At 67.5% G+C, this 15,712-nt stretch carries 11 protein-coding genes and 1 pseudogene; 5 read left to right on the top strand and 7 right to left on the bottom strand.

The window, feature by feature from the left end:
* Nucleotides 1-230 precede the first annotated feature (230 nt).
* The 3 genes from NGM07_RS23130 to NGM07_RS23120 all read right to left on the bottom strand — a co-directional run bounded on the left by NGM07_RS23130 (nt 231) and on the right by NGM07_RS23120 (nt 3,211).
* Complete coding sequence (locus tag NGM07_RS23130) at nt 231-869, bottom strand: TetR/AcrR family transcriptional regulator (protein ID WP_253521600.1); 639 nt, start codon at nt 867-869, stop codon at nt 231-233.
* 765 nt (nt 870-1,634) lie between these two features.
* On the bottom strand, nt 1,635-2,222 hold the full coding sequence (locus tag NGM07_RS23125; protein ID WP_253521597.1) for a metal-dependent hydrolase: 588 nt from the start codon (nt 2,220-2,222) through the stop codon (nt 1,635-1,637).
* Between the two features lie 2 nt (nt 2,223-2,224).
* Nucleotides 2,225-3,211, bottom strand: coding sequence for a DUF1616 domain-containing protein (locus NGM07_RS23120; protein WP_253521596.1), 987 nt, complete (start codon nt 3,209-3,211; stop codon nt 2,225-2,227).
* Between the two features lie 357 nt (nt 3,212-3,568).
* On the opposite strand from NGM07_RS23120, the gene NGM07_RS23115 reads away from it, so the two are divergent.
* On the top strand, nt 3,569-4,498 hold the full coding sequence (locus NGM07_RS23115) for a universal stress protein (RefSeq protein ID WP_253521594.1): 930 nt from the start codon (nt 3,569-3,571) through the stop codon (nt 4,496-4,498).
* A gap of 1 nt (nt 4,499) precedes the next feature.
* On the opposite strand, the gene NGM07_RS23110 is transcribed toward NGM07_RS23115, so the two are convergent.
* Nucleotides 4,500-6,380 (bottom strand): bacterio-opsin activator domain-containing protein, encoded by a 1,881-nt coding sequence (locus tag NGM07_RS23110; RefSeq protein ID WP_253521593.1) that lies wholly within the window; start codon nt 6,378-6,380, stop codon nt 4,500-4,502.
* A gap of 256 nt (nt 6,381-6,636) precedes the next feature.
* Between NGM07_RS23110 and NGM07_RS23105 the strand changes: the two genes are divergently transcribed.
* Nucleotides 6,637-7,020 carry a DUF7344 domain-containing protein gene (locus NGM07_RS23105; RefSeq protein WP_253521591.1) on the top strand — a complete coding sequence of 128 codons (384 nt, stop codon included), beginning with the start codon at nt 6,637-6,639 and terminating at the stop codon, nt 7,018-7,020.
* A 64-nt stretch (nt 7,021-7,084) separates the two neighbouring features.
* On the opposite strand, the gene NGM07_RS23100 is transcribed toward NGM07_RS23105, so the two are convergent.
* From NGM07_RS23100 to NGM07_RS23090, 3 genes are all read right to left on the bottom strand, one after another.
* Nucleotides 7,085-8,446 carry a sulfatase family protein gene (locus NGM07_RS23100; RefSeq protein ID WP_253521589.1) on the bottom strand — a complete coding sequence of 454 codons (1,362 nt, stop codon included), beginning with the start codon at nt 8,444-8,446 and terminating at the stop codon, nt 7,085-7,087.
* A gap of 308 nt (nt 8,447-8,754) precedes the next feature.
* On the bottom strand, nt 8,755-10,323 hold the full coding sequence (locus NGM07_RS23095; RefSeq protein ID WP_253521588.1) for a hypothetical protein: 1,569 nt from the start codon (nt 10,321-10,323) through the stop codon (nt 8,755-8,757).
* A gap of 175 nt (nt 10,324-10,498) precedes the next feature.
* Nucleotides 10,499-12,187 carry an asparagine synthase-related protein gene (locus tag NGM07_RS23090; RefSeq protein WP_253521586.1) on the bottom strand — a complete coding sequence of 563 codons (1,689 nt, stop codon included), beginning with the start codon at nt 12,185-12,187 and terminating at the stop codon, nt 10,499-10,501.
* A 953-nt stretch (nt 12,188-13,140) separates the two neighbouring features.
* Here NGM07_RS23090 and NGM07_RS23085 point away from each other — a divergent pair.
* The 3 genes and pseudogenes from NGM07_RS23085 to NGM07_RS23080 form a co-directional block, all read left to right on the top strand.
* Nucleotides 13,141-14,451, top strand: a complete 1,311-nt coding sequence (locus NGM07_RS23085; RefSeq protein ID WP_253521583.1) for a polysaccharide deacetylase family protein — start codon at nt 13,141-13,143, stop codon at nt 14,449-14,451.
* 271 nt (nt 14,452-14,722) lie between these two features.
* Nucleotides 14,723-14,854, top strand: coding sequence for a hypothetical protein (locus NGM07_RS25405; protein WP_256525678.1), 132 nt, complete (start codon nt 14,723-14,725; stop codon nt 14,852-14,854).
* Nucleotides 14,855-14,872: 18 nt separating this feature from the next.
* Nucleotides 14,873-15,706: pseudogene (locus NGM07_RS23080) on the top strand (phosphorylase family protein); the annotation flags it as partial.
* Nucleotides 15,707-15,712: the final 6 nt, after the last annotated feature.

The raw sequence follows: 15,712 nt of genomic DNA, 5'->3' as shown, positions 1-15,712 counted from the left end.
CGGGCGGTCGAGTCGGCTTCGACCGTCCCTCCGACGGCGATACTGCGCGCCTTCGGGCGGAAAAGGGGGGAGAACGCTAACTGACACTAGCATCCGGGAAACTCGAAGAACGCCGACCGAATCGTAGAAGTTCGAGTAGCGCGCTCGACCGGACTGACCGGCGACCGCGATTCCGTTCGGCGGGGGAAAGGCGGTGGCGACGCTGTGATTCTACCAGACCGAGAGCGACTTCACGCTCGCTCCGTGACCGCCGCTTCGTCGGCAACCAGCGAAGAGAGGACGAACTCGTCCACCGCGCGTCGCGCCTGTTCCGGGGCATCGTCGTGTCCGAGCGAGATTCGCCGCCCGCGAGCGGCGTGGATGACGTCGGTGACGAGTTGAGCCATGTCCTCCGCGTCGACCTCCCGGAAGACGCCCTCCTCGATTCCCCGCTCGATGACCTGCGTGATGCTCCCTCGAATCTTGCTGTAGTGTTCGTTGAACGTCTCCCTGTGACGTTCGTTGTGCTGGGCCTGCGAGAACAGTTCGTGGTACACCTTCATCCGGTCCCAGTGGCCGAAATCGTCGTCGAAGTCGGGACCGAACAGACACTGGTCGATTCTGGCGTCGAGCTCCGTCCGCGGGTCGGCGTCCGGGTCGACCTCCACGCTCCCCTCGTACTGTTCGATTATGTATTCGAGGAACGCCGAGATGAGTTCGTGTTTCCCGTCGTAGTGGTAGTGGATGAGCGGCCGGCTCATCTCGAACTCCGCGCCGATGTCTCGCATTCGCAGGTCGGTGTATCCGTGCTCGCTGAGCGCGCGGAACGTCGCCTCCATGATGGCCTTTCGCGTCTCCGCGGAGGAGTCGGATTCGGGCGGTGGAGTCATACCGGCTGATATGAGGGGAGTACGTATTATACCCGCGGCCTGCGCCGGTAACCGAGTCGTACCGCTCGACGAGCGGTGCGACTCTGGATAATCGGAACCTGACGCGAAAAGCGCGGTGCACCCGCCGGAGCGGGCACACCTCGTCTATATCTCCCCGTTATCGCGAGAGCTACTTAAAGGAAACCGAACCGTCGCCAACCGCCCGGATGCCCGTCGAAATCCGCGCCCTAGCGATACTCGCGACTCCGAGCAGACGAGAATCCACGCGAAAAGCACCGTACGCCCGGCGTGCCGGGCGCACTCCGTCTATATCTCTCCGTTGTCGCCAGAACTACTTAAAGAAAATCGCACGGTCGACGATCCTACTGACTCGACAAGAGGACCGTCCGGCGAGCGATGCTACTCCGGGAAGAAATCGGTGAGAGAAATTCGGTGCACCTGGCGCACCGGGCGCATCCCGTCTATATCTCTCCGTTGTCGCTAGAACGACTTAAAGGAAATCGCGCGGTCACAGACCACGTGAACGCCCGGCGACGAGACGGTTCCGGTAATACCTGCGACTCGACGAAACGAGTACCGACGCGAAAAGTTCGGTGTGGCCGGTTCGGCGGCCACACCTCGTCTATATCTCTCCGTTGTCGCCAGAATCACTTAAAGGACGGTCGGTGGTCCGACCGACTCGCTCGGTCGACCGCGTTCGTTCGTGCGGCGGCCCGCGGCGCGATGCGCCGCGGGCCGCCGCATCCGAAATTCTCGTCTCTTTGGCTACGCGGCCCGCTCGTCGGGGTCCGGTGCGACCAGCGTCCACAGGCCCGCCAGACCGGGCGCGCCGTCGTAGACCCACAGCGCGAACGCCGCGAACAGGAACCCGAACTCCCCGAGGAGGAACGGGTCCGGTTCCAGCGCGACCAACTGTTCGAGGTAGCGGTCGGTGTAGTAGAGGAACCGCTCGAGGGCGCTGACCTCCCGCTCGTAGGCCGGAAGTTTCACCAGCGGCCACAGCACCTTCTCGAACCGTATCGGGTCGCCGAACGCGACGGGGTAGACCACGTCGCCGACGAGGTGCGAGAGGTAGGCGACGCCGAACGCGACGCCTGTCAGCGGGCGGTCGCGACGCTCAGCGGCCACGATGACGAGGGCGGTGAGGCCGACCGCGGTGAACACCGAGTGGGCGACCGAGTAGCCCTGCGGGAAGACGTTGAGGACCCACGAGAGCGTCTTGTCGACCACGTCCGGGCCGAGCGTGGCGACCACCACCGCGACCGCGGCGCCGTCGCTGGGCGTCCGTCCGAGCAGGTGGGCGAGCACCGAGTAGCACAGGTAGCCGAAGGCGACGTGTTCCCAGGGGAACATGGTCACCCGGAGACGTTGACCGGCATGTCCAGGACCCGGTAGGCGTTCTCCGTCGTCGGGTTCTTCGGCGGGTCGCCCTTGTAGAGCAGGTAAGCGATACGGAGGTTCTCGCCCGCGGCGGTCGGCGTAACCTCGTGGGTGTGGTTGTACGTCTCGCGGTTCCCGACCGTCTTCTCGAACGTACCGAGTCGGTCGGCCGACTTCACCCGCACGCCGGAGTCGGTGGTCTCGATTCGCTGGAGCTGAATCACCACGGTGTAGTGCGTCTGCTCGCCCTCGCGGTTCTCGATGGCCACGGTGTACGATTGGGACTGGCCCCGCTGCAGCGTCCCGTCGTAGGACGGCGGCGACCCCTTCTTGCCGCCGTCGTCGCTGACCAAGTAGAGTTCGGTGAACTGGTCGGTCTTGGGTTCCTGAGTCGCGGCGTAGCCCGCGCTGGCGACCACCAACAGCATCGAGACGACCAGCAGGACGTTGAGCGCGCGCACGGTCGTCCCGTCGTCGCGGCGCGGGCCGAACAGCACCGTCCCGATTCGGCCGAGCGACCACGGCGAGATCGCGAACCGCTCTTCGGGCGTCGCGAGCAGTCGGGCGACCGCGGCCGCGAGCGTGAACACCGCCGTCGCGATACAGACGCCGGCCAGCACCGCGAACAGCGTGATACCCCACGGCGTGAAGTTGGCGACCGCCGCGACCATCGGGACCACGGCGACGCTCACCACGACCGAGAGCGCGAACCGCTCGACGCCGCCGACCGCGTAGCGGTCCGGCGGTGGGGCCTCGTCGTCGAAGTGGGGCACCGCCGTCGGGTCGCTCCGGCGCGGATAGACGGCCGCGACGAGCGCGTAGCCGGGGACGAAGACGACGAACGGCACCACCAGCGCGACGCGGGCGAGGCCCTCGACGCCGCCCCGAATGGCGAACGCGGCGACCCCCGCGTAGGCGAGGACCGCCATGAGATCGAGAAACCACCAGTCGTGTCGTTCCATGTGCGCGGCGCTACGGGGTCGGGGAGGTTTATTATCGGCCGTCTAAGGTCGCGGCCGCCGCCCCGCCGCCGCGTTATCCGGCCGTTTCGCGGCCGCGACGCCGCCTCCGACCGACCATCGACTCGGCCCGCGTGACCGCGAAAATCGCGGTCACGCGGGCCGAGTCGACCTTTGCCGTTTCCTAATATCATGCGAGCCCGGTCGTCCCGTGGGTGGTCCTCTGTCCCGTCGGCGAGTCCGCACCGCGCCACCGCGTTCCGGGTCGGGGCGGCCGTCGGCCGCCCCGACCGCGCCGACCGTCTCGTGGAACTGACAGACAGCCCCGTTTTTTATCTACGAACGCGGCGTGCTCCGGGTATGACCCGCCGAATTCTGGTCCCGTTCAACGAGTCACCGCGGTCGAAGCGAGCCCTGGAGTACGTCTGCGCGACGTTCCCCGACGCCGACGTGACGGTCCTGTACGTCGTCGACTCGCTCACCGACGACACCGCCTCCATCGGGTGGGGCAACACCCCCAACCAGTACGAGGACTGGGTCACCGACCGCATCGGGTACGCCGACACCGTCTTCGAGACGGCCCGAGGCATCGCCGACGAGTACGGCGTCTCGGTGACCCCGGCGCTCGCGATGGGCCGAGTCCACCGGGCGATAATCGACCGCTACGAGGACGGCGACTTCGACCTGGTCGTGATGGGCGGCCACGTCAGGCGGCGCGCCGTCGACCTGCTGATGGGCGACGTCGCCGAGCGACTCCTCCGGACCTCCTCGGTTCCGGTCGCCATCGTCCGGACCGACATGCAACCGCGACTCCACCGCGACCGCGACGCCGGCGAGTCGAACCCGCGGCGCATCCTCGTCCCGTACAACGGCACCGACACCGCCAGGCGCGCGCTGGAGTACGCCTGCGAGACGTTCGCCGACGAGGAGATAACGGTGATGTACGTCGACACCCAGTCCGACGAGAGCCTCGCGCTGAACTGGGACGACGACTCGACCCACGTCGGCGACTGGTTCGAGAAGCACGAGCGCCGGGCCGAGGAACTGTTCGACGAGGCCCGCGAGATCGCGGCCGACCGCGGCGCGAGCGTCTCCTCGGTGCTCGGGTTCGGCCCCTTCTACCGGGCGATTCGGGAGTACAGCGAGGAGAACCAGGTCGACCTGGTCGTGGCCGGCGCGCGCGACCGCGGCGGGGTCAGACGCTACATCTTCGAGACGCCGCTGGCGAAGGTGCTGCACTCCTCGACGGTCCCGGTCGCCGTGATTCAGGCGCCGCGTGCGGGCGAGTGACTCACTCGTCGAACAGCGCCGCCAACAGGCGCTGCTCGGCCCGCCGGACGTGCTGGTGGAACGTCGAAGAGCTGACGCCGAGCGAGTCGGCGACCTCCTCGCCGGAACTGCGGCGCGGCCACTCGAAGTACCCAGTCCGATAGGCCACCTCCAGCGCACTCCGCTGGCGTTCGGTCAGGTCGCCCAACTCGAATTCGCGGTGTCGCTCGGGGCCCGACGCGGTGCGGGATACCCGTCGCCGTGTCAGCAGTTCGACGTGGGGGTACACCGACTCGACCGCGTCGGCGACGTGGCGAACGTCCACGCTGGGCGGGAGTTCGACCGTCACCTCGAAGTCGCCGTCGCCGACGACCGTCCGCTCGACCGACCCGCCGTGGGACGCGATGGCCGAGACGACCGACGGTTCGGCGAGTCGGAGTTCGAAGGCGGTTTCGCCGCCCGCTTCGTCGAGGAAGGTCAGGTCGGTCCAGTGGTCGAGTCGCTCGACCAACGCGTCGAGCACCGCCCGCATCTCGCCGGTGGCGGTGCCGTATTCGAGGTAGACCTCGTCGCCGACCGGAACCGTCCGGTCGAGCGTCATCGACCCGTCGAAGGGCGGGGAGAGTTCGGCGGCGTCGGTGTCGTCCGCGTCGGCGGCGATTCCGACCGGGTCGAACACGTCGCGGACCCGGAACTCGACCTCCACGACGTCGTCGCTCATCAGCGCCTGTTTGCGCTCGACGGCGGCGATGGCATGGCCGACGACTTCCCCGAGCACCGAGACGACCTCGCGCTCCTCGCTGTCGAAGGCGGCCGGGCGGTCGGCGTAGACGCACAGCAAGCCGTAGGTGATACCCTCGAAGACGACCGGGATGGCCGCGACCGACCGGAAGCCGTACTCGTCGGCGCGGTCGCGCCACGGGGCGAACTCGGGGTCGTCGAACGCGTCGTCGACGACCCGCACCTCGCCGGTCCGAATCGCTTCGCCGCCCGGCCCGCACCCCCGCGGGTCGTCGGGGTCGGCCGTGACCAACTCGTCGTCGGCGTAGCCCTCGACGCCCGCCTCGGCCCGCGGTCGAATCGTCTCGGTCTTGGGGTCCACGTCGGCTATCCAGGCGAACGAGTAGGAGTCGGAGGCCGCCAGCGCCTCCACCACGGTCCGCTCTATCTCTGCGCGGGTCGACTGGTCGACGACCGCGTCGGTGATCTCGCGGACGACCCGGTTGAGGTGGTCGAGCACCGTCAACTGTTCGCGCTGGCGCTCGACTTCCCGGCGGTGGCGCTCTCGTTCGGTGATGTCCCTGACCACCGAGAGATGCCGGCCGGGGAGCACGTCCGGGGTCGCGGCGTACTCGACGACGCGTTCGGTCCCATCGGCCCGCCGCAGGGGGAAGGTCCCGTGGACCTGCTCGCCCGCCCTGAACGACTCCCAGGCCACCTCGAAGTCGTAGCCGTCGGCGGCGAACTCCGCGATGGTCCGTCCTAGCAAGTCCTCGCGCTCCAGGCCGAACAGGTCGCAGGCGGCCGGGTTGACGTCGACGTACTCGCCGTCGTCGTCGGCGACGAGCATGGCGTCGAACGCCTCCTCGAACACCGCGCGAAATCGCGTTTCCTCCTCGTCGCGGTCCGACGTCGAAGTCGCGCCCGTTTCGTCGGTCGCATCGGTCGCGTCTGGCGCGTCGACCGTCGATTCGACGACCGGTCGCCACCACACTCGGCCGCGAGCGCCGACCTTCTTCGTTTCGAGGTCGCCGCGCTCGGCCAGTCGTTTGAGGCGGTCGTACGTCGCCCGGCGCGTGCAGGCCAGTTCGGCGGCCACTTCTCCGGTCGTGAGCGGTTCGCCGGTCGAACCGATTCGCTCGACCACGTCCAGCGTCTCCTCCAGGACGCTCCGCGAATCCATACCGGTGGCAGAACGGGGATGGCGATGAACCTTCCGCCAACGGAAGTCGGTGGCCCACGAGTGCGCCGCGACACCTCACCGACCGCTTCCGAATTGGATGCGCCTTCGGGAGCGTCGAACTCCACCGAGAACGCCGGATTAGACGCCCGAGACGCCTGTCGGGCGTCTCGAAGTCGACGCTCCGAGCACCCGGCGGCGGTCGTACCACACATGTTGGGTACTCCGGTTATGCGGTTCGCGACGCTCACCTAGGCCGGTGGTTACAATCTTGGGGAAGGACGGAGATGCGATCGGAGAACAGGCGGTGTTCGAACTCCTCCGAACGGCGGAGGAGGCGGCTTCGCTCGACGTGCTGTTCGAGGCGCTCGCCGACTCCCGTCGGCGTCACGTCCTCTCGATTCTGCTCGACCGTCCGACGCCGCTCGACGTCGAAACGCTCGCCCGCGCCGTCGCCGCGAGGGAAGCGGTCGCGACCGCCGCCGACCCGCCGGACGACGTCGTCCGCCGAGTCCAGGTTTCGCTACACCACGTCCACCTGCCGAAACTGGCCGACACGGGCGTGGTCGAGTACGACTACGAGCGTGGCGCGGTCGCCGTAGGGGAGGAGATGGACGCGGTATCGCCGCTGGCGGGGGAGTAGGGCGGACGCGGAGACGTTTTTTTGCGACCGGGGGTCGAGGACCGGCAGGCGCGCGACAGCCGCGCTACTCGATGTAGCCCAGTTCTTCGAGGTTGTTCCGGACCGCGTTCGAGAGGTCGTCCTTGCCCTCTTCGAGCCCCGCGGTCGCCTCGCCGACCCGCTTTTTCGCCATCCACTCGGCGTGGTCGGCGGCCAGTTCGCGGAGTTCGGCCAGTTTCTCGGGGCGCTCGTCGGCGAGGTTCTCGTCGTCGGGTTCGTCGTAGCTCCCCCGGTAGAGTTCCTCGCGGCCGGTGTCCTCGTAGCGGATGTACTTCCACTCGCCGACCCGCACCCCCTGCTCGGGGTCGGGGTCGGTGAGGCTGAAGTGGATGGGGGCGTCGCTGCCGCGGTCGGGGTCCTGGAGCGCGTCGCCGACCCAGTGGTTCGGGGGCGACCCGCCCGCCGCCGCCAGCAGCGTCGGCGGGATGTCGAGGTGCTGGACCGGATACGCGTCGACCCGTTCGGCGTCGAAGTCCGGTCCGCGGACGACCAGCGGGACCCGGGTCATGCTGCTGTACAGCGACGCCTGGTGGAAGCCCTTGTACCGGCCGAACTCCTCGCCGTGGTCGCCGGTGATGGCCACGGTCGCGTCGTCGCTCACGGCCGCGAGCAGGCGGCCGATTTGCTCGTCGGCGCTCCGGATGCCCGCGTCGTAGGCGTCCCGCACTTTCGGCTGAATCTCGGGGTCGCCCCGGTTCACGACGCCGTGGGGGTCGATGACGTGTTCGACGTCGGTGTCGCCCCGGAGCGCCTCCAGATGCTTGTCGTACCGACCGTAGGGCGTGTGGGCGTCCATCAGGTGGACCCACGCGAAGTACGGTTCGTCGCTCGCCTTCTTCCGGCGAATCCAGTCGAGCGCGTGGCCGCAGACCTCCTCGTCGGTGGTGTGGGGCCGGTACTGGCCGTCTTCGCTCGACTGGGCCTTCTTGAGCAGGTCGTGCATCGGCGAGAGCACCTTCTCGCGCAGGAAGTCGCTCTTGAGTTTGTCGTCGATGGCGACCCCGGTGCGCTTGAGTGGGTGGTCTTTGAACTCCCGGACGCCGTAGTAGGTGTCGAACGCCTTGTGGTAGTTATAGTCCCGGGTGAGAAAGCCGTTCTTGCCGAAGCCGCCGGTGGCGTAGCCGGCCTCCTTGAAGTGCTCGGCGAGCGCGACGCCGCGCTGTTCGGGGATGCCCAGGCCGTCTATCTGGTCGGGCCACACCCCGGCGTGGATGGTCTGGAGCGCCCAGCGCGTGCCGGGACCGTTCGAGAAACTCCGCTCGAACAGGGTCGCGTCTTCGGCGAACGCGTCGACGTTGGGCGTGGTCGGTCGGTCGTAGCCGTAACAGCCGACGTGGTCGCTCCGCAGACAGTCGACGGTTATCAGGACGACTGAACGGTCGGTCATGTGGAGGTGGCTTGGCCTCGCGGGCATCTTATTATACGCAGGATAAGCGGCCTAACGGGACAGTTAAGGCGGCTCCGTCGGTTCGAACGCGTCGCGCTACGGCGGTCGTAACGTCGGTCGGCCGAGAAGAGAGATGAGTTCGCGGCGAGTCGCTCGCGGGTCTCGTCTGGCTTCGTGGCGTTCGCTTCGGCGGTTCGATTCGAACGGGCGGTTCCCGGGGACGGTTTCCGCCGCGCGAGGGCGACGCGGTCGCGTCGCCCTCGCGCGAACGCTCCCCGTGAGAGGGCGGGAACTCGCGGCGTCGTCCGTCAGGGGTACTCGTTGCCCCAGGCCCGGTAGCTGTCGACGCCGTCGAGTTCGATGCCGTTCTCGACGGTGCTCTTCTTGACGACGATGTCGCTGCCGTCGACGAGGCGGACGGCCTCGTTGCCGTTGTTCGTGTAGGCGCGGATCGACTCGATCCAGGCGTCGTTGCCGATGTTGTAGACCGCGGTGTCGCTGCCGACGAAGGTGCAGTCGTAGATGAGCGCGTCGTCGCCGTCGTTGACGAGCGCGCGACGCAGGCTCGACCCGGTCTGGCGGACGTTGACCGCGCGGTACTTCACGTTGTCGCGGTTGCTCCAGATGCCCGCGCGGTTGGACTCGTGTCCCGCGTCGCCGTGGATCTTCGTCTGCTCGATGAGGACGCGCTCTGGGTTGTCCCCGGCGTCCGAGATGCGGATGGCTGCGCCGCCGGCGGTGTCGAAGTCGATGGCGCACTCGTCGATGGTGACGGCCCCGGTGTTGGAACCGATGCGGATTCCGTGATTGACGTCGTCGCCGCGGACGACGATGTCGGTCCGGTCGATGAGGACGTTGTCGGGGTGAATCGTGCGGATGGCGGCGCCGTTCGGCTGAGTCAGGGTGATGTCGGTGGCGTACACCCGGAGGTCGCCTTCGTCGAGTCGGATGCCGACCTGGTTCGTGTCGTACTGACCGCCGTCGTCGACCTCGACGGTCGCGCCCGAGACGTAGCTCTTGGGACCGCCGAGGCGGATGCTGGCGGCCTGGCTGTTCTTGTAGTGGCCGCCCTCGACGCGGACCTGTCCGCCGTCGCTGACCGCGTAGAGGCCGTTATCTGGGAACCCGCCGAGCGAGCAGTTCTTGAAGGTGATCTGGCCGCGATTGTACTTGTTGCAGAGGATGCCGGTCGGGCCGCGCCAGCGCTCGCCGTCGTTGGGCGTGTTGTGGACCCACGCGCCGCCGTCGGAGGCGCTGAAGTTCTCGACGATGCCGGAGCCGTCGGCGTCGTTGACGCAGAATCGCCCCGGTCCCATCACGCCGCTGTCGTGCTGGCCGACGATGTTCACGTCGCGGACCTCCAGTCCGTCGGCGATGTCGGCCTCGATGACGCGCAGGCCGGTGTCGTCGGCGGTCTGGTCGACGGTGAACCCCTCGAAGAGCAGGTCGCGACCGGGGTTGTAGTAGATGCCGAGGCGGAACATCCGCCAGTTGCCGCCCTCGTCGCGGTAATCCCAGTAGTCGGCGGGCACGAGCGTCGCGCCGTCACCGACCATCCCGAAGTTGTCGAAGCCGGTGAACCGGAACTGCCGGTCGACGTAGTAGCGGCCCTCGGGGAAGTACAGTAGCGTGTCGTCGTCGGCGTGGTCGTTCAGCACGCCCGTAATAGGTTCGTCGCCGCCGGGGTCAGCGCCGACGTCGGTGACGTCGATGATGGTGCCGAACCGGTCGTCGTAGTCGCTGGGCGAGCGCGCGCTCGCGTTCACGCTCGCCAGCGGGGCGGCCAGCCCCGCGGCGGCGATTCCCTTTAGAACAGACCGTCGCGACTTGCCCGCCGAAGTAGCAGACGACGCAGATGATCCGCTCTTAGTTTCCACCTCTGATGAGTTTGGGTTTTTCGTTTCAGCCCGCGAGAACTCCGTATCGGAAGCCATTGAGACAGGAAAGCCAAAACAGGCCGACCCCGAAAGGCTACGCCTTCAGTTAGGTAGGTATTAAATGCCGCCTTAGTCCCTCCGGTATAAGATTTTATTCTCCTGAAATCGGAAATTATCACGACTCCTGGACGACCTGAGTCGCGCTCACCGGCACGTCGAGACACCGGTCCATCCAACTTCGCACGTCGTTGAGCCGGAGTTTTTCCCGGACGGGAAGGTCGTGGAGGTACTCCTGGGCGGGGAACAGCTTCGCGTCCATGTCGTGGCGGTCGTACAGTTCGCGCCGGTCGGGCCACGCCGACTCGAACGGCGTCACGAACGGGAGCTTCCGGCGGACGAACCGCTCGGCCTCGTTGAGTAGCTGTGAGTCGTGGGGCCGGTCCGGCGGCCGGTGGCGGAGGATGTCCGGGTCGAGTCGCCGGCAGGCCTCGACGAACGTCTCCTTGCTCCGGTGTTCGGGCGGCGTCTGGAGGTGCCAGTTCAGCAGGCCGGTGTCGGCGACGAAGAACGATTCGAGGTAGTTGTCCGCGAGGTGGGCGCGGAACGGAATCGAGGGCTGGTTGCGAACCCCGCAGAGGTCGATGGCGTTCTGGGTTCCGGTCGCGCGTGACCACCCCTTCTCGAACTCCTCAGCGACCGCTTCGCGGACGAACTCCGCGGGCGAGCGGTCGTCGACGCGGGCGACCTCGGCGAACTGCTCGCTCTGGTCGGGCGAGTAACCGAACCGGTCGAGCAGCACCTCGACGGGGTCCGGGTCGGGGTCAAGACCGCCGAGGGGAATCTCCTTGCCGAGCACGTCGAGACTCCGGCGCTCGACGAAGTGGCCGCAGAGGTAGATGTCGCAGAGCAGGCCGTGGTACATCGTGTCGGCCTCCATCTCGTCGTCGTAGCCCGCGTGGTGGACGTGCAGCGACTCCTTGATGCCTTGGGAGTAGCGGGTCTTCTCCTCGCCGGGGTGGATGTACCGGTCGTTGGGCTCGAACGCGACGTGTTCGGCGTCGTACTGGTCCGCGATCTTCCGGGCGACCGCGACCTCCTGGGCGCTCGGGTCGCCGACCGTGTAACACCGCTCGACGTCGGGTACCTGCGAGAGGATGAGCCGCGAGTCGTAGCCGCCCGAGAGCAACATCCCCTTGGTTCCCGGCTGGCGGCTCCGGCGCGCCAGCGCGGCCCGGAGGCGGTCGGCGAGTTCCTCGACGGGGTCGAACTCGTCGGCCGGCCGCGGGTCGTAGACGAACCGGTCGAGTTCGCCCGCGTCGTCGGGTCGGAGGTAGCCGTCGAACGGGACCCGTTCGAGGTGCTCGAACATCGTCCCGGTCCCGAGGACGACCCCGATGTAGACGAACTCCAGCAGCGACCGCTTGTCGATGCGGGGTTCGTCGATGGCCCGCGCGACCGCCACCGAGTCCGAACCGAACACCCGTTGGTCGGCCTCGTCGGTGTAGAAACACTCCCACGACCGGATGGGGTCGGTCGCGACCACCGCCTCGCCGTCGTGGTCGACCGCCGCCAGATACGACCCGTTGAGGTGGGCGAGCGCCGACCGTCCCTCCTCGGCGTAGCGCTCGTACAGCCACCGGGCCGCGTTGGTCGCGCGCCGGTCGGGCACGTAGGCCTCGCCCCAGACGACGCAACAGCCCCGGTCGCCCTCGTAGGTCGCGCTCCGCCCGGGGATGTTCAGCCCCACGTCCCGGACGCCGACGGTCATCGCGTCGCCCGAGACGACGCGGTCGAACTCCCGGTCCGACCGGTGGTCGCGGAACGTCGCGCGGTCGCCGAAGACCCCGAATAGTTCCTTGTTCATAGTCCCTCCCGGACGCCCCTCCGAGGGTTCGCGATTCCGCATCGCTCGGCCGCCGGTCCGACCCCGCGGCGACCGACGGACTCCCCAAGTGCCGCCTCTCGTGCTGTGCTGGTGTGCATTGTCGTCTTCACTGCGCTCGCCCGCGCCGCTGTCGACAGTCACTACGAACTCGGGGTCCGTTACTATACGGCCGCTAACCCTGCTCTAACGACGCATTAGACCCGGTCGACACCGCCGAGAACCCCCGGCTGAAATCCGCCGGAAGTTCTGCCGCCGACCCCGACCAGCCACGGCGAGCGAAACCGACGGCGACGAGCGACCCGGCCGCAGAGTCTACTCTGCGGCCGGGTCGCTCACGGGCGTCCAGAAGGCTTGTCTCTTCCGTGGAGGCGCGAAGGTGCGCTCGGCGTCACCGGTCGTCGGTCGGCCGGCCGGAACCAGCCAGTCGACCGGAGTCCTCGCGCTCGCGGGAGCAGGCGTTCACGCTCGCGGAAGTAGGCGTTCGCACTCGCTGACGCAGATGTCGCCGGCGAGTTCGGGACGGTCACAGTCGGCCGCGTTTGAGTCAAGCCCTGCCCGAACGCGGCCGACCGGGGTTTCCGGCGGCCAGAACAGCGCGAGACGGCCGCTGAAACGGTTTATCCATCCGCTAAAGCGGACGTTCCACGAGAATAGAACGAATCGAATCGCCCGCACGCGCCACTTCGGCGGGGTTTCGCCCGAACCGCCCGACAGTTCGGCGAACGGACACTTGCCGACGGTTTCGTGCGTTCGATACCGACGGAATTCGACCGTTCACCCCGCGAAATCTGGCGAAGCCGGTCCGGTGACGGCTCTAATCCGGCGAAGCGCGGCGTTCTGGGACGTTCCATCGAATTCGAATTACTCGACCGGTTATAATTCGAAATAAGAACCAGATAAGAAAGTGCGGTCGGCGTGTGGGTCGAAGTACGATGAGCAAACGAACACGAAGAGCGTTCCTGACCGCGGTGGGCGCCGCAGCGCTCGCCGGTTGCTCGGGGAGCAACCCGAGCGACTCGAACACCACGGACGCGACGAACAACGGGACTTCGGGCGCGACGACCACGCCCGGGACGGAGACCGCCACCGCGACCACCACGGCCGAGTCGACGACGACCGCGAGCAACCCCGACCAGCTCGGCAAGACCATCGACGGCTTCGAGAAGACCGGCAGCTGGGTCAAGCTCGACAAATACGGCACACTCGGCGCCGCCTCGAAGGACGTCCAGGAGGGGTCGAAGGCGCTCCGGATGTCGACCAAGAAGGGCCAGCCCTACGTCGGCGCGTACAAGGCGATGGGCCAGGGCGGCGCCGACTTCAGCGGGAAGAACTTCTCGGCCGCGGTCAAGGTCAAGACGCCCCAGATCACGAAGCTCACGCTCGAACTGTACGCGCCCGACCGCGGCCACCCCATCAAGATGACCCGGACGTTCACCGGGCCGACCGACCGCTGGATGCGTGTCGACTTCGGCGTGACGGGCACCGAGCGCGACCCCAAACTCTCGAACGTCCAGGAGATGCGCCTGGTCGCCCGCAGCAAGGGCAGCGACAGTCAGAAGGTCGAGATGCTCGTCGACGACCTCCGCGTCGTCGACCGGCCGAAGAAGGGCTACGTCTTCCTCACCTTCGACGACTCGCACATCACCCACTACTCCAAGGCGTTCAAGATGATGCAGGAGTACGGCTTCCCGGGCGTCGAGGGCGTCATCCCGCAGACCATCTACAAGGATGGCCGCCTCGACACGGGTCAGCTCCGCGAGATGCGCGACGCAGGCTGGGACATCGGCTCGCACCCGTACGTCGGGTCGAAGCCGCTGCCGAAGTACTCGAAGTCCGAACAGCAGAAGAAGATAAAGCAGACCAAGCAGTGGCTCGACAACCACGGGTTCAAGGACGGCTCGCGGGTGTTCATCACCCCGAAGAACCTGATGGGCAAGCACACCTGGGACCTCGTCAACGAGTACCACGACGCCGCGTTCCGGTTCGGCGGCTGTCCCACGGGCCTCCCGATGACCGACCCCCACAACATGGGTCGCATCAACGGCGAGTCGCTCGAAGCCGCCAAGCGGCAGGTCGACTACGCGGCCAAGTACAAGCAGGCCGCCGGCCTGATGTTCCACGTCATCGGCAAAGAGGGCATGAGCGAGGCCGACTTCCGCAGCCTGCTCGACTACATCAACAAGCAGAAGGGCGTCGAGGTCACGACGCCGACGAAACTGCTGAAGAAGCAGCAGAAGTGGTGAGATAGGTCGCCGCGTCCGACGCCCGCTTCCAGCGGTCTGCCATCGACGCGAGGCGCACGCGTGCCACCGCTTCGCGTCACCGTCGTGGTTTGGGTTCCGTTTCCGTTCTGCGGTTTGCGTTTTTCCGCACTCGACTCTCTCCCCGAGTTCGTCGTCGCGCAATTTCACGTTCGACGCGGTCGCTTCGTCGACTGCCTCAACGGAAACTCCGGTTTCGACACCGTAGTCGCAACGGTCACACCGATTCCCCGCTGTAGCTATCCGTAAGCAGATGTCGACGGAGTACCCCGCGGACGCCGACCCGATTTCTCTCGACGTTCTGGTCCTGCCCGCGTTCGCGGCCGACGACTTCGCCGTCGACGGCGAGGCGCGGCCGGACCTCCCCGACGAGGTCACCCGCTAGGCCGACGCCTACGACCTCTCGAACGAACTGACCGTGCCCGGCGCGAACGCGCCCATCTACTACACCGACGACGGTATCGGGGTGACGCCGACCGGGATGGGGAAGGCCGAGTCGACCGTGACGGTCGCGGCCCTGCTCGCCTCGCCGCGCCTCGACCTCTCGGCGACCTACTTCATGACCGCCGGAGTCGCCGGCGCGCCGCTGAGTCGGGCAACGGTCGGGTCGGTGGTCCTCGCCGAAACCGTCGTAGACTGGGACCGCAAACACCGGTGGGCCGAGAACGAGCGCGCTCTGTCGGACGACGCGGACCGAACCCCCGACGACCCGCCCATCGCGCTGTTGAAGTACCGACCGCGCGACTACGTCCACCGGTTGAACGACGACCTCGTCTCGGCCGTCCGCCGGGCGGCCGAGACGGTCGACCTCCGGGACGACGACCGGGCGACGCCGTACCGCGAGCGGTACACGGAGTCGGCGGCGCGGTCGGCCCCGGCCGTCACCACCGGCACCTCGCTCTCCGGCGACGAGTTCTGGCACGGCGACGCCTGCGCGGCCCAGGCTCAGTGGCTCGCCGACGCTTACGGCGCGGGCGATTACGCCGTCACCGAGATGGAGGACTTCGGCACCGCGACCGCGCTCGACCGCTTCGGCCGTCTGGACCGCTACCTCAGCGTCCGAGGCGTCGTAAACTTCGACCGGCCCGGCGACGGGCAGTCTCCCCGCGAGAGCCTCGACGAGGACCTCGACCCGGTCGCGCTCGAACTCGGCCTGGAAAACGGGTTCCGGGTCGCCTCGGCGGCGGTCGACCGCCTCGCGGCCGACGACCCCACGGACCTCTCCGAGCGCGAGTAGCAATCT

This window comes from Halorussus vallis, from assembly GCF_024138165.1.
Taxonomy (GTDB): domain Archaea; phylum Halobacteriota; class Halobacteria; order Halobacteriales; family Haladaptataceae; genus Halorussus; species Halorussus vallis.
This window is presented reverse-complemented; position numbering and strand designations above follow the sequence as displayed.

Bases quoted from the DNA above. Each gene is read 5' to 3' on its own strand.
- NGM07_RS23130 (WP_253521600.1), bottom strand. From the start codon at position 869: ATGACTCCACCGCCCGAATCCGACTCCTCCGCGGAGACGCGAAAGGCC.
- NGM07_RS23125 (WP_253521597.1), bottom strand. From the start codon at position 2,222: ATGTTCCCCTGGGAACACGTCGCCTTCGGCTACCTGTGCTACTCGGTG.
- NGM07_RS23120 (WP_253521596.1), bottom strand. From the start codon at position 3,211: ATGGAACGACACGACTGGTGGTTTCTCGATCTCATGGCGGTCCTCGCC.
- NGM07_RS23115 (WP_253521594.1), top strand. From the start codon at position 3,569: ATGACCCGCCGAATTCTGGTCCCGTTCAACGAGTCACCGCGGTCGAAG.
- NGM07_RS23110 (WP_253521593.1), bottom strand. From the start codon at position 6,380: ATGGATTCGCGGAGCGTCCTGGAGGAGACGCTGGACGTGGTCGAGCGA.
- NGM07_RS23100 (WP_253521589.1), bottom strand. From the start codon at position 8,446: ATGACCGACCGTTCAGTCGTCCTGATAACCGTCGACTGTCTGCGGAGC.
- NGM07_RS23090 (WP_253521586.1), bottom strand. From the start codon at position 12,187: ATGAACAAGGAACTATTCGGGGTCTTCGGCGACCGCGCGACGTTCCGC.
- NGM07_RS23085 (WP_253521583.1), top strand. From the start codon at position 13,141: ATGAGCAAACGAACACGAAGAGCGTTCCTGACCGCGGTGGGCGCCGCA.
- NGM07_RS25405 (WP_256525678.1), top strand. From the start codon at position 14,723: ATGTCGACGGAGTACCCCGCGGACGCCGACCCGATTTCTCTCGACGTT.